Source organism: Pseudomonas berkeleyensis, assembly GCF_014109765.1.
GTDB classification, from domain to species: domain Bacteria; phylum Pseudomonadota; class Gammaproteobacteria; order Pseudomonadales; family Pseudomonadaceae; genus Aquipseudomonas; species Aquipseudomonas berkeleyensis.
Genome location: NZ_CP059139.1, coordinates 4315110 through 4328461, shown reverse-complemented (window position 1 = coordinate 4328461; position 13352 = coordinate 4315110). Strand labels below are relative to the sequence as shown.

The 13352-nt window shown below is 62.7% G+C and carries 11 protein-coding genes; 7 read left to right on the top strand and 4 right to left on the bottom strand.

The window, feature by feature from the left end; genetic code table 11:
• Window positions 1-19: 19 nt before the first annotated feature.
• The 7 genes from hisS (at window position 20) to HS968_RS20000 (ending at window position 7328) form a co-directional block, all read left to right on the top strand.
• Window positions 20-1309, top strand: a complete 1290-nt coding sequence (gene hisS / locus HS968_RS20030) for a histidine--tRNA ligase (RefSeq protein ID WP_182368398.1) — start codon at window positions 20-22, stop codon at window positions 1307-1309.
• A 31-nt stretch (window positions 1310-1340) separates the two neighbouring features.
• The gene (locus HS968_RS20025) at window positions 1341-1979 is read left to right on the top strand and encodes a tetratricopeptide repeat protein (protein ID WP_182368397.1); all 639 of its coding nucleotides are present in this window, start codon (window positions 1341-1343) and stop codon (window positions 1977-1979) included.
• Complete coding sequence (gene bamB / locus HS968_RS20020) at window positions 1972-3123, top strand: outer membrane protein assembly factor BamB (protein ID WP_119693334.1); 1152 nt, start codon at window positions 1972-1974, stop codon at window positions 3121-3123. Before HS968_RS20025 ends, bamB begins: the two co-directional genes overlap by 8 nt.
• A 113-nt stretch (window positions 3124-3236) precedes the next feature.
• Entirely contained in the window at window positions 3237-4712 is a 1476-nt protein-coding gene (der, locus tag HS968_RS20015; RefSeq protein ID WP_179622391.1) for a ribosome biogenesis GTPase Der, read from the top strand.
• A gap of 138 nt (window positions 4713-4850) precedes the next feature.
• On the top strand, window positions 4851-5999 hold the full coding sequence (locus tag HS968_RS20010; RefSeq protein WP_182368396.1) for a pyridoxal phosphate-dependent aminotransferase: 1149 nt from the start codon (window positions 4851-4853) through the stop codon (window positions 5997-5999).
• Between the two features lie 74 nt (window positions 6000-6073).
• Window positions 6074-6856, top strand: a complete 783-nt coding sequence (locus tag HS968_RS20005) for an amidohydrolase (RefSeq protein ID WP_182368394.1) — start codon at window positions 6074-6076, stop codon at window positions 6854-6856.
• 16 nt (window positions 6857-6872) lie between these two features.
• Window positions 6873-7328 (top strand): hypothetical protein, encoded by a 456-nt coding sequence (locus HS968_RS20000; protein WP_182368393.1) that lies wholly within the window; start codon window positions 6873-6875, stop codon window positions 7326-7328.
• Window positions 7329-7489: 161 nt separating this feature from the next.
• Here HS968_RS20000 and leuA read toward each other — a convergent pair whose 3' ends face one another.
• From leuA to xseA, 4 genes are all read right to left on the bottom strand, one after another.
• Window positions 7490-9160 carry a 2-isopropylmalate synthase gene (leuA, locus tag HS968_RS19995; protein ID WP_119693329.1) on the bottom strand — a complete coding sequence of 557 codons (1671 nt, stop codon included), beginning with the start codon at window positions 9158-9160 and terminating at the stop codon, window positions 7490-7492.
• A 389-nt stretch (window positions 9161-9549) separates the two neighbouring features.
• Entirely contained in the window at window positions 9550-10800 is a 1251-nt protein-coding gene (locus HS968_RS19990) for a mechanosensitive ion channel family protein (protein ID WP_182368392.1), read from the bottom strand.
• A 121-nt stretch (window positions 10801-10921) separates the two neighbouring features.
• Window positions 10922-11746 (bottom strand): peptidoglycan DD-metalloendopeptidase family protein, encoded by an 825-nt coding sequence (locus tag HS968_RS19985; protein WP_182368390.1) that lies wholly within the window; start codon window positions 11744-11746, stop codon window positions 10922-10924.
• A gap of 187 nt (window positions 11747-11933) precedes the next feature.
• Window positions 11934-13313, bottom strand: a complete 1380-nt coding sequence (gene xseA, locus HS968_RS19980; RefSeq protein WP_182368388.1) for an exodeoxyribonuclease VII large subunit — start codon at window positions 13311-13313, stop codon at window positions 11934-11936.
• Window positions 13314-13352: the final 39 nt, after the last annotated feature.

The following is a 13352-nucleotide window of genomic DNA, read 5'->3' as shown; positions in this document are numbered from 1 at the left end:
TGCGTCTTAAGGATTCTTTGTGAGCAAGTCCCTGCAAGCCATTCGTGGCATGAACGATATCCTGCCGGAGCAGACGCCTGCCTGGCGCTACCTGGAAAGCACCCTGGTCAGCCTGCTCGATGGCTATGGCTACAAGGAAATCCGTCTGCCCATCGTCGAGTACACCGAGCTGTTCGCCCGCGGTATTGGCGAAGGCACCGACGTGGTCGACAAGGAGATGTACACCTTCCGCGACCGTAACGAGGAATCGCTGACCCTGCGTCCCGAAGGAACCGCCGGCTGCGTGCGTGCCGTGCTCGAGCACGGTTTGTCCGGTGGTGGCCAGGTGCAGAAGCTGTGGTATGCCGGCCCGATGTTCCGCTACGAGAAGCCGCAGAAGGGGCGCTACCGCCAGTTCCATCAGGTGGGCGTGGAAGCCTTCAATCTGCCGGGACCGGACGTCGATGCCGAACTGATCGTGCTCACCTGGCGTCTGTGGAAGCAGCTCGGCCTGTCCGATGCAGTGACCCTGCAGCTCAACAGCCTGGGCTCCAGCGAAGCACGCGCCGCCTATCGTGACGCTCTGGTGGCTTACCTGCAGGAGCGTTTCGATCAGCTCGACGAAGACAGCCAGCGTCGCCTGACCACCAATCCGCTGCGTATCCTCGACAGCAAGAGCGAGAGCACTCAGGCCGTTCTGGTAGGTGCGCCGGTTCTGGGGAACTATCTGGACGAGGAGTCGCTGCAGCACTTCGAAGGCGTCAAGGCGCGCCTGGATGCCGCTGGCATCCGTTATCAGATCAACCAGAAGCTGGTACGCGGCCTGGATTATTACAATCGCACCGTATTCGAGTGGGTCACCGACAAGCTGGGCTCGCAGGGTACCGTCTGTGCCGGTGGTCGTTATGACGGCCTGGTCGGGCAGCTCGGTGGCAAGCCGACGCCTGGCGTAGGTTTCGCCATGGGCGTGGAGCGCCTGGTACTGCTGCTGGAAACTCTCGAACTGCTGCCGGCCGAGTTGAATCGTGCTGCCGACATCTACATCTGCGCATTCGGTGAGCCGGCCGAGCTGGCGGCACTGTCGCTGGCCGAGCGAATTCGCGATGCCATTCCCGGCATTCGTCTACTGGTCAACGCCGGTGCCGGTAGTTTCAAGAGCCAGTTCAAGAAGGCCGACAAGAGTGGCGCACGCTATGCGCTGATTCTGGGGGACGACGAATTGGCAGGGCGCGTGGTAGGTTTCAAACCGCTGCGCGACGACAGTGAACAACAAAGCGTTGCCTGGGATGCTCTGGCCGAGCATCTTGCAGCCTGCCTGGCGCAGGCTTGAGCATCCGAATAGCTTAGGAACAGGGTTAAACATGCAGACCGAAGACGAACAGATCGCGCAACTGAAGGACTGGTGGGAACGCAACGGCAAGCCTTTGCTGGCCGGTGGCGTATTGGCGCTGGTAGCGGTATTCGGCTGGCACGCCTGGCAGAAATATCAGGTCAACCAGTCGCAGGGCGCCTCGATGCTCTATCAGCAGTTGCTGGAAACCGCCCTGGATCCGGCAGGCAAACCCGATGCGGCCAAGGTTGCGGATCTGGCCGGCAAGCTCAACAGCGAATATGGCGGCAGCCATTACGCTCAGTACGGCAATCTGTTCGTTGCCAAGGTCGCTGTCGAGGCCGAGCGCCTCGATGATGCGGCCGTTGCGTTGCAAGCCGTGGTCGACAAGCCGGCCGACGCGACGCTGGGCGAGATGGCCCGTCAGCGTCTGGCTCGCGTACTGGCTGCACAGGACAAGGCTGACGCCGCGCTGAAACTGCTCGATGGCAAGGTCGAGGACGCTTTCCTCGCCAGCCGTGAAGAACTCAAGGGCGATCTGCTGGTACAGCTGGGTCGCAGCGATGACGCGCATGCCGCCTATCAGAAGGCCAAGGATGCGCTGGCCGACGACGCCGCTGTTGGCGGCCTGCAGATGAAGCTGGACGACCTGGCAAAAGGGGATGCGTGACGTGATGCGTTGGAAGAATGCCGCACTGCTGGCCCTGGCCGTTCTGGCCGTGGGTTGCAGCAGCAATAGCAAGAAGGAACTGCCGCCCGCCGAACTGACCAAGTTCGACGTCGAAGTCGAGCTGCGCACCGAGTGGAGCCGCTCCGTCGGTGACGGCCAGGGCGACACCTTCAACATGCTGGTTCCGGCTATCGACGGCGATGTCATCTACGCCGCCGATGTCGAGGGGCTGGTCATGGCCATGGATCGCACCAGCGGCAAGGTGATCTGGCGTAAGAAGCTTGAAATCCCGGTGTCCGGCGCCATCGGTGTTGGCTACGGCCAGGTATTGCTGGGCACGCTCAAGGGTGAAGTGATCGCCCTCGATGCCAGCGATGGCGAAGAGCAGTGGCGTTCGCGCGTAACCAGCGAAGTGCTGGCCGCGCCTGCCAGCAATGGTGACATCGTCGTGGTACAAACCCAGGACGACCGCCTGATCGCTTTCGATGCCAGCACCGGTAGCCAGCGCTGGATCGTCGAGAATACTCCGGCCGTGCTGACCCTGCGTGGCACTGGCGCTCCGTTGGTGACCAACCGCCTGGTAGTCGCTGGCCTGTCGAGCGGCAAGGTCGTCGCGGTCGACGCTCAGCGTGGCTTGCCGGTCTGGGAGCAACGTATCGCCATTCCGCAAGGCCGTTCCGAGCTGGAGCGCGTGGTCGACATCGACGGCGGTCTGCTGCTGTCCGGTGGCACCGTCTACGCGGTGAGCTACCAGGGCCGTGTCGCGGCGATGGATCTGGAGTCCGGTCGCGTGCTCTGGCAGCGCGAGGCATCCAGCTCGGTCGGCGTTGCTCAAGGCTTCGGCAACGTTTACGTCAGCATGGCCAGCGGTACCGTCGAAGGTATCGACGAGCGTAGCGCTTCTGCCCTGTGGAGCAACGATTCGATGGCGCGTCGCCAACTGTCGGGCCCGGCGGTGTTCTCCAGCTATGTCGCCGTGGGTGACTTCGAGGGCTATTTGCACCTGTTGAGCCAGGTCGATGGTCGCTTCGTCGGCCGTACCCGTATCGACAGCGACGGACTGCGCGCCCAGCCTCTGGTGGTGGGTGACTGGCTGTACGTCTACGGCAATAGCGGCAAGTTGGTGGCACTGACCATCAAATGAACCGACTATGCTGCATCCAGACCTGAGGTTTGGGTGAAGCATGCGCAACAGATTCCGGCCGCTGCCCCTGCAGCGGCCTTTGCATTTTCTGAATTAACCGAGTGGAGAGCCTGATGGTTCCCGTAATTGCCCTGGTGGGCCGGCCGAATGTCGGCAAGTCCACACTCTTCAATCGCCTGACCCGCAGCCGCGACGCCATCGTCGGCGACCTGTCCGGTCTGACCCGCGACCGCCAGTACGGCGAGGCGAAGTGGCAGGGGCGCACCTATATCGTGATCGACACCGGTGGTATTTCCGGTGACGAGGAAGGCATCGACGCGAAGATGGCCGAGCAGTCGCTGCAGGCTATCGAAGAGGCCGATGCCGTGCTGTTCCTGGTGGACGCGCGCGCCGGCATGACCGCTTCCGACCAGATGATTGGCGAACACCTGCGCCGTCGTAACAAGCAAAGCTTCCTGGTGGTGAACAAGGTCGACAACCTTGACGTCGACCTGGCCCGCGCCGAGTTCAGCCCCATGGGCATGGGCGAGCCATTGGCGATTGCTGGCGCGCATGGCCGTGGCATCACCCAGATGCTCGAGTCCGTGCTCGGTACCTTCCCCAAGGATGCCGGCGAGCCGGAGGAGGGCGCTGGCGAGGAAGAGGTGCAGGAAGGCCAGGAGGCCAAGCGCATTCCCGGTCCGAGCGAGAAGGACGGTATCAAGCTGGCTATCATCGGTCGCCCCAACGTCGGCAAGTCGACCCTGGTCAACCGTATGCTCGGTGAAGAGCGGGTGATCGTCTATGACCAGGCGGGCACCACTCGCGACAGCATCTACATCCCCTTCGAGCGTGACGACGAGAAGTACACCCTGATCGATACCGCCGGCGTGCGCCGCCGCGGCAAGATCTTCGAGGCGGTGGAAAAATTCTCGGTGGTCAAGACGCTGCAGGCCATTCAGGACTCCAACGTCGTGGTGTTCGTCATGGACGCCCGCGAAGGCGTGGTCGATCATGACCTCAACCTGCTCGGCTTCGTGCTGGAAAGCGGCCGCGCCCTGGTCATCGCCCTGAACAAGTGGGATGGCATGGATCAGGGCCAGAAGGACTACGTGAAGACCGAGCTGGAGCGCCGGCTGTTCTTCGTCGACTTCGCCGACATCCACTTCATCTCGGCGCTGCATGGCACTGGCGTGGGTCACCTGTACAAGTCGGTGCAGGCTTCGTTCAAGTCGGCCATTACCCGTTGGCCGACCAGCCGCCTGACGCAGATTCTCGAAGATGCCGTCAGCGATCACGCACCGCCCTTGGTCAATGGCCGTCGCATCAAGCTGCGCTATGCCCACCTCGGTGGTGCCAACCCGCCGCTGATCGTAATCCACGGTAACCAGGTCGATGCCGTACCGCGTGCCTACACCCGTTACCTGGAAAACACCTACCGCCGCGTGCTCAAGCTGGTCGGTACGCCGATTCGCATCGAGTACAAAGGTGGCGAGAACCCCTACGAGGGCAACAAGAACACCCTCACGGATCGCCAGGTGAACAAGAAACGCCGCCTGATGAGCCACCACAAGAAGGCCGAGAAAAAGCGCAAGGACAAGCGCAAGTAAGATCGGCCTCGTCCTGCCCGGTGGCGTTGCGCTAGGCAGGGCATAAGCTTCTTCCGCCTTTTCATAAGCCGCGCGGGTGCCGCCCGCGCTGTGCTTCGGCTATCCTCGCGGCTTGATTTATCCCCGCAGGAAGTCGCGATGCTCGCCAGCAAACTGCCTAACGTCGGCACCACCATCTTTACCCGCATGTCCCAGCTCGCTGCCGATGTTGGCGCGATCAACCTGTCTCAGGGTTTTCCCGACTTCGATGGCCCGCAGGCGCTGCGCGAGGCGGTTGCGCGTCATGTGTTGGAAGGGCGCAATCAGTATTCGCCGATGACCGGGCTGCCGAGCCTGCGTCAGCAGGTGGCGGCCAAACTGGCACGCAGCTACGGTGTGCAACGTGACGCCGACAGCGAGATCACCATCACCCCAGGTGCCACCGAGGCGATCTTCTGCGCCGTGCAGGCGTTGATCCGTGCCGGTGATGAAGCCATCGTTCTCGATCCCTGTTATGACAGCTACGAACCTTCGGTGGAACTGGCGGGAGGGCGCTGCGTGCATGTGCCGCTGGCCTTGCCGGCGTTCCTCATCGACTGGCAGCGTCTGGCCGATGCGATCACACCGCGCACCCGGCTGATCTTCCTCAATTCGCCGCACAATCCGAGTGGGGCGCTGATCTCGCGGGCTGACCTGGATCGCCTGGCCGAGCTGATTCGAGGGCGCGATATTCACCTGATCAGCGACGAGGTCTACGAGCACCTGATCTATGACGGCGCCCAGCACGCCAGCGTGCTGGCCCATGAGGAGCTGTATCAGCGTGCCTTCGTGGTCAGCTCTTTTGGCAAGACCTACCACGTCACCGGCTGGAAGACCGGTTACGTGGTCGCCCCGCCGGCACTGACCGCCGAGCTGCGCAAGATCCACCAGTACGTCAATTTCTGTGGTGTGACGCCGTTGCAGCATGGCCTGGCTGATTTCATGGCGGCGCATCCCGAACATGTCGAAGAGCTGCCAGCGTTCTATCAGGCCAAGCGCGACCTGTTCTGTGACCTGCTGGCAGGCTCGCGATTCACCTTCACCCGTGCGCCGGGCACCTATTTCCAGCTGGCTGATTATTCGGCGATCCGCCCGGATCTGGACGATGTGGCCATGGCCGAGTGGTTGACCCGCGAGCATGGCGTAGCGGCCATTCCTGTGTCGGTGTTCTATCAGTCGGTGCCACAGGGTTTGCGTCTGGTACGTTTCTGCTTCGCCAAGCGTGAAGAAACCCTGCGCCTAGCCGCTGAGAAATTGAGCGCGGTGTAGGTTGTAGGGCGGGTGCAACCCGCCTGAGAGAGTCTGGCGGGTTGCCCCCGCCCTACGGTGAGCGAGGCGCCTACATGAGCAATAAATCCGATCTCGAACTGGCACTGATCCAGACCACGTTGGCCTGGCACGATCCGGCCGCGAACCGCGAGCACTTCCAGGCATTGCTGGAACAGGCGCGTGGCGCCGATCTGGTGATCCTGCCGGAGATGTTCTCCACCGGTTTTTCCATGGAGTCGGCAGCATTGGCCGAGTCCGAAGATGGCCCCACCAGCAGTTGGCTGCGTGAACAGGCGCAGCGTATTGATGCAGTCATCTGCGGCAGCCTGATCATCCAGGCTGCTGATGGCAGCTATCGCAATCGACTGCTCTGGGCACGCCCGGACGGTACGTTGGCGCATTACGACAAGCGTCACCTGTTCCGGATGGCCGGTGAGCACAAGCATTACAGCGCTGGCGATGTGCAGGTCGTGCTGGAACTCAAGGGATGGCGTGTGCGCCCGCTGATCTGCTACGACCTACGCTTTCCGGTGTGGAGCCGTGATGCTGGCGGCACCGATCTTTTGCTGTATACCGCCAACTGGCCGGGCGCGCGCCGTCAGCACTGGAACCGCTTGTTACCGGCGCGGGCCATCGAGAACCTGTGCTATGTCGCGGCTGTGAACCGTGTCGGCGAGGACGGCAAGGGCCATGGGTATACTGGCGATTCCCAGGTGTTGGACTTCCAGGGGGAGGCGCTGCTGACGGCAGGCGACGGCGATGGTGTGTTCCGTGCCCGCTTGTCCAGTGAGGCGCTGGCGGCCTATCGCGAGCGCTTCCCGGCACACCTGGATGCCGATGTTTTCACCATGAACTGATCAGGAGCTACATGACATGGACGTACAACAGAGTAATCCCTTCCAGACGCCGCAGGCGGATCTGCAACAGACCACCACCAACCAGGCGCCGCTCTACAGCATCGCTGGCGTCGGTCTGGCGACATTCATCGGTACGCCGCTGGCCGGTGCCTGGCTGCTGGCGCACAACCTGCAGCTGCTCGGCAAGGCGGATCGGGTGGCGATGGTCTGGGGTGTATCCATTGCGCTGCTGCTGATCACCTTGGTGCTGGCCTTCGTGCTGCCGGAAGAGGTGCCTGCACTGCCTTTCGCCATTGCGCAGCTCATGGCGATGATCATGCTGGCAAAGAACCTGATGGAGGCCGAACTCAAGCAGCATACCGAGGCTGGAGGCGTGTACCTCTCCAACTGGCGTGCAGCGGGTATCGGCCTGTTGTTCACCTTGGCCGTGGCCGCATTGATGTTCGCGGTGCTGATGATCTTCGATATCTGAACGCCGTATTCCCGGATGCTGGCTTGAGTCCGGTGGCGATGCTTCGTGTGCCCCAGTGTCGATGATCTCGGATCTTCGGTGCGCACGGCGCACCCTACGCAGCTTGCAGCATATGAAAACGCCGGGCATTGCCCGGCGTTTTCATGTGTGGCGCAGGCGAATCAGGCCGCTTGCGACTCGGTCTGGCTCAGCGCACGGTTCAAGGCGCTGAACAGGGCGCGGAAGCTCGCCGTGGTCAGGTTCTCGTCGATGCCGATACCGTGCAGGGCGCGGCCACCGTTGACACGCAGTTCGATGTAGGCCGCGGCCTTGGCGTTGGCGCCTGCACCAATGGCATGCTCGCTGTAGTCCATGACTTCAACGGCGACCGGCAGGGCAGCGGCCAGGGCTTCCAGCGGGCCCTTGCCGATGCCGCGCCAGTGGTGGCTTTCGCCAGCTTTGACGACTTCCACGTCCACCGCACTGGTGCCGTTCTCTTCCTGCAGGCGATGACCTTTCAGGGCGTAGGGGCTGCGTGCTTGCAGATACTCGGTTTCGAGCAACTGATGGATCTGCGCGGCAGTCATCTCCAGGCCGAGGCGATCGGTTTCACGCTGCACCACCTGGCTGAACTCGATCTGCATGCGGCGCGGCAAGCTGATGCCATATTCCTGCTCGAGCAGGAAGGTGATGCCGCCCTTGCCGGACTGGCTGTTCACCCGAATTACTGCCTCGTAGTCGCGGCCGATGTCGGCTGGGTCGATCGGCAGGTACGGCACTTCCCACAGGGCGTCTTTCTTCTGCTGGGCGAAGCCCTTGCGGATGGCGTCCTGGTGCGAGCCGGAGAAGGCGGTGTGAACCAGATCGCCGACGTACGGATGGCGCGGGTGCACCGGAATCTGGTTGCAGTCTTCGACCACCTTGCGCACCGCGTCGATGTCGGAGAAGTCCAGCTCCGGGTCGACGCCCTGGGTGTAGAGGTTCAGCGCCAGGGTTACCAGGCAGACGTTACCGGTGCGTTCGCCGTTGCCGAACAGGCAGCCTTCGACACGGTCGGCGCCGGCCATGACGGCCAGCTCCGAGGCGGCGACGCCGGTGCCGCGGTCGTTATGGGTGTGCACGCTGATCAGCACGCTGTCGCGGCGGTCGACGTGGCGGCCGAACCACTCGATCTGGTCGGCGTAGTTGTTCGGCGTGGCGCACTCGATGGTGGCGGGCAGGTTGAGAATCAGCTTGTTGGCCGGGGTCGGCTGGAACACGTCGATCACTGCGTTGCACACCTCGACGGCAAAGTCGATCTCGGTGCTGCTGAACACTTCCGGCGAGTACTCGAAGCCCCACTGGGTTTCCGGTGCGGCGTCGGCCAGGCGTTTGATGGTGGTGCCGGCAGCTACGGCAATGGCTTTGACGCCGGCCTTGTCCTGGTTGAAGACGATCTTGCGGAAGCTCGGCGCGCAGGCGTTGTAGTAGTGGACGATGGCTTTCTTGGCGCCTTTGAGCGACTCGAAGGTGCGTTCGATGAGATCGTCACGGGCCTGGGTCAGTACCTGGATGGTCACGTCGTCCGGGATGTGGCCGCCTTCGATCAACTCGCGGACGAAGTCGAAATCGGTCTGCGAGGCGGACGGGAAGCCCACTTCGATTTCCTTCAGGCCCACGGCGACCAGGCACTTGAAGAAGCGCATCTTCTTCTCGGCATCCATCGGCTCGATCAGCGACTGGTTGCCGTCGCGCAGGTCGGTGGACAACCAGATCGGTGCCTTGTCGATGATCTTGTCCGGCCAGGTGCGATCCGGGATCTGAATCTGGGTGAAGGGGCGGTACTTCTTCGACGGGTCTTTGAGCATGGTCATGAGTCAATCCTGAACGCGAGGGCCGCTAGGGGCCGTGCTGAACAATAAAAACAGAGAAAAGGTGGGGAATTCGGGGTCGGCAGACCCTAGCGCAGTCGTTGGGAGACCAGGCACAGGTTGGCGTGTTGCCGGAGGATGATGAGGGTCTGCGAGATATTCATGGAGTCAACCCTAACCATTGAGGAAAAAGCTGGCAAGCATGTTGGAAAAATTGGTGAAAAAAAGCGGATTGGGTGGTATGGCGATTTTTTGTTGCTGCTTCTCTCGCTTATTCACCTTTTCATTGCGTAGTGCTGGCGTGCTTGTGAAGACGGTTGTGAGCCAGCCTGTTGGCGGTGTTCATCGCCACAAGCCGGCTCCTGAAAGCGGGAATCTGGTTCCCGTAGGCGTCAAGGGGCTGGTTGCAGCGTCGGACGCAGCTCGCGCATGTCCGCACCGCTCGGGTGTTGGAACACGCGCAGGCCGAACTCGGGAAGGATGGCCAGCAGGTGGTCGAAGATGTCCGACTGGATGCCTTCATAGGCATTCCAGGCGATGGTGTTGGTGAAGCAGTAGATTTCCAGCGGCAGGCCGTCGGCGGTCGGGCTGAGCTGACGCACCAGCAGGGTCATGTTCTGGTGAATGTTCGGATTGTGCCGCAGGTAGTGTTCGACGTAAGCGCGGAAACTGCCGATGTTGGTGATGCGGCGGGTGTTGACCGCTTCCTTGCCGTGCTCGGCCAGCTTGGTGTTCCAGTCCTGCAGTTCCTGATCCTTGCGGTCGAGGTATTCGTCGAGGAGCATGAAGCGACGCAGGCGAGCGATCTCCTCATCGCTGAGGAAATGCACACTGGTCTGATCCAGATACAGTGCGCGCTTGATCCGGCGCCCGCCGGATTCCTGCATGCCGCGCCAGTTCTTGAACGGGTCGGTGATGAAGCGCTTGGTCGGGATGGTGGTGATGGTCTTGTCCCAGTTCTGCACCTTCACCGTGTGCAGGGCGATGTCGATCACATCGCCGTCGGCATTGAGCTGGGGCATTTCCACCCAATCGCCGACACGCACGATATCGCTGGAGGAAATCTGTACGCTGGCCACCAGCGACAGCAGGGTGTCCTGGAAGATCAACATCAGCACCGCAGCCATGGCGCCGAGGCCGGACAGCAGGATCAACGGCGAGCGGTCGATCAACGTCGCCACCATGAGAATGGTGGCGATGGCGAAGATGGCGATCTTGATCACCTGCAGGTAGCCCTTGATCGGCTTCAGGTGTGCGTTGGGGCGACGCTGGTAAAGGGTGTTGAGGATGTCCAGCAGGGCGCCGATGGCCAGTGCGATGGTCAACACGATGAAGGCGCCACAGACGTTCTGCGTCACCGTCACCACGGCTTCCGGCATGCCCGGTACCACGGCCACGCCGGAGGACAGCACCAGCGCCGGCACGATGTTGGACAAGCGCTTGATGATGCCGCTTTCCTTGATCTGGCCGTGGCGGCCCAGGGCGGTCGCGCCGACCACGCGGTAGATGGCACGTACCAGAATACGTTTGACGATCCAGTTGGACAGCCAGGCGGCAATGATCAGGGCGAGGGTGGCGGTGAGGGTGAGCAGTTCAGGCTGTTCGTTCAGCCAACCCATCCAGGTATTGAGCTCATTCGGCATTTCCGACTCCGAAGCAGGCAGTGAGGAAAGGCCGACGCTACAGGGCCGGCCATCAGAGCCGCCGTACCCTAGCAAAAATATGCCGTTAACCCAAACGGCAGGTGCTGCACGCTGCGTCGGTTCAGGGCTTGAATGCGCCGATGAAGATCGCAGGATCAACCCGCGCATCGTTGAGGCTGACGTTCCAGTGCAGGTGCGGGCCGGTGGCGCGACCGGTGGCGCCGACCTTGCCGACATGGCCGCCTCGGGCGATTTCGTCACCCAGCTTCACGTCGATTTCCGATAGGTGGCAGAACATGCTGATCAGCCCTTGGCCGTGGTCGAGGAACACCGTTTTGCCGTTGAAGAAGTAATCGCCGATGAGGATTACCTTGCCGGCCGCCGGTGCCCTGATCGGCGTGCCACGGTTGGCCGCAAAGTCCAGGCCCGAGTGTGGGTTGCGTTCCTCGCCGTTGAAGAAGCGGCGCAAGCCGAACGGGCTGGACAGCGGGCCATTGACCGGCCTGTCGAACATCAGGTTGCTCGGTTGGCGCGCACTGAACTGCTGGTAGGCACGGGTCTGCTCGGCCAGCTCGCGTTCGATACGTTTCAGGTTGGCGGCGTTGGGCGTGACCTGTTGTTGGTTCTTGATGGTGAGGCGCTGCTCGGTGTAGTGCTTGGCGTCGACCTGGAAACTCAGCTTCTGGCCGCCTTCGACCTCCACCTGCTGGCTGCCCGGTTTGACGCTGAGCGGAATGCCGACGATGGCGATCCAGCGCTGGCCGTCCTCGTGCACGGTGAGTACCGGTTTGCCCTGATAGTGCACCTTCGGTGCCTGTGCCGGGTTACCCAGATCGACTACCGCAACCCCACCCGGCACCGGCTTGTTCAGCAGGCGGGTGATGAAGCCTTCGGCGTGGGCGGGGATGGCAAGACAGAAGGCAAGCAGAAAGATCAGTGGGCGCATAAAAGTCCTATACGAAAAGAACGCTGAAGGCTGGATGCTGAACTTAAAAGCGGATCGGCGTCACTCTTGCGTCCAGCGCTTCCAGCGCTGTTCTCATTTTGTTAATGGTAGGGTGGGCTTCATCCCACCCACAGGGCTGGTCTTGAAGAGCTGAAGCGGAGCGCCGCCCGGCCCACCCTACCAACTGTTAGTCCAACAGCGACAGCGTCGCCGGCTGTATGTGGTTGTCTTCGACGCGCACGTCCAGTTCACCTTCGCTCAGGCGCGCCTTGAGGCGTTGGCCCGGTTGGGTCTGCGCGGCGCTGCGCACGGCATGGCCGCGTTCGTCGAGGAGGATGCTGTAGCCCCGGCCCAAGGTGGCCAGGGGGCTGACGATCTGCAGTTGCGCGGCCAGTGCACCCAGTTGCTGGCGCTGGCTGCGTAGCTGGCCTTGCATGGCACGTGGCAGGCGCGCTGCCAGCCCGTCGAGGCGCTGGCGCAGCAGTGCCAGGTTGCGCCCCGGATGCTGGGCAGCGAGGCGAGCATCGAGGCGGGCCAGGCGTTCCCGCTGATTGGCGAGTTGCTGGTTGAAGGCGCGGCGCAGGCGCATGTCCAGGTCGTCCAGGCGCTGCGCCTGCTGGCGCAGGCGTTCGCCTGGGTGACGCAGGCGATTGCTCACGCCGTCCAGGCGCAGGCGTTCGCGGGCCAGACGGCCTTGCATCTGCAGCACCAGGCGCCGCTGCAGGTTGTGCAGACGCTGCACCAGTTCGCTGCTGTCTGGCGCCAGCAGTTCGGCGGCTGCCGAGGGCGTCGGTGCGCGCACGTCGGCGACGAAGTCGGCGATGGAAACGTCCGTCTCGTGGCCCACGGCACTGACGATGGGCGTGACGCACGCAGCCACGGCGCGGGCCACGGCTTCCTCGTTGAAGCACCAGAGATCCTCCAGCGAGCCGCCGCCACGGGCCAGGATTAGCGCGTCGAAACCTTGCGCATCGGCACGTTGCAGGGCGCGGACGATCTGCGCGGTGGCCTCGCGACCCTGTACGGCGGTAGGGATCAGGTTCAGCTCTACCTGCGGGGCGCGGCGGCGGAACACGCTGATGATGTCGCGGATCACCGCGCCAGTGGGCGAGGTGACAATGCCGATACGCTTTGGATGGGCGGGCAGGGCGATCTTGCGTTCGGTGGCGAACAGGCCCTCGGTGCCAAGTTTTTCCTTCAGTGCCTCGAAGGCCAGGCGCAGTGCGCCGTCACCGGCCGGCTCGACGGCATCGAGAATCAGTTGGTAGTCGCCGCGTCCTTCGAACAGCGAGACCTTGCCGCGTACCTTCACCGCCAATCCGTCACGCAGGGCCTGGCGTACGCGCGCAGCGTTCTGCCGGAACAGCGCGCAGCGCACCTGGGCCTGGCTGTCTTTCAGAGTGAAGTAGATGTGGCCGGAGGCCGGGCGGGCGAGGTTGGAGATTTCCCCCTCGACCCAGATGCCGGAGAACACGTCCTCCAGCAGCAGGCGGGCGCGGTTGTTGAGCTGGCTGACGCTGAGCACCTCGCGGTCGAGGTTCAGGCGAGCAAAGGGATCATTGATCATGGGGCGGCATGATAAGCCGAGAGGTGCACTGGCGCGACC

Bases quoted from the DNA above. Each gene is read 5' to 3' on its own strand.
- HS968_RS20025 (WP_182368397.1), top strand. From the start codon at position 1,341: ATGCAGACCGAAGACGAACAGATCGCGCAACTGAAGGACTGGTGGGAA.
- bamB (WP_119693334.1), top strand. From the start codon at position 1,972: ATGCGTGACGTGATGCGTTGGAAGAATGCCGCACTGCTGGCCCTGGCC.
- der (WP_179622391.1), top strand. From the start codon at position 3,237: ATGGTTCCCGTAATTGCCCTGGTGGGCCGGCCGAATGTCGGCAAGTCC.
- HS968_RS20010 (WP_182368396.1), top strand. From the start codon at position 4,851: ATGCTCGCCAGCAAACTGCCTAACGTCGGCACCACCATCTTTACCCGC.
- HS968_RS20005 (WP_182368394.1), top strand. From the start codon at position 6,074: ATGAGCAATAAATCCGATCTCGAACTGGCACTGATCCAGACCACGTTG.
- HS968_RS20000 (WP_182368393.1), top strand. From the start codon at position 6,873: ATGGACGTACAACAGAGTAATCCCTTCCAGACGCCGCAGGCGGATCTG.
- leuA (WP_119693329.1), bottom strand. From the start codon at position 9,160: ATGACCATGCTCAAAGACCCGTCGAAGAAGTACCGCCCCTTCACCCAG.
- HS968_RS19990 (WP_182368392.1), bottom strand. From the start codon at position 10,800: ATGCCGAATGAGCTCAATACCTGGATGGGTTGGCTGAACGAACAGCCT.
- HS968_RS19985 (WP_182368390.1), bottom strand. From the start codon at position 11,746: ATGCGCCCACTGATCTTTCTGCTTGCCTTCTGTCTTGCCATCCCCGCC.
- xseA (WP_182368388.1), bottom strand. From the start codon at position 13,313: ATGATCAATGATCCCTTTGCTCGCCTGAACCTCGACCGCGAGGTGCTC.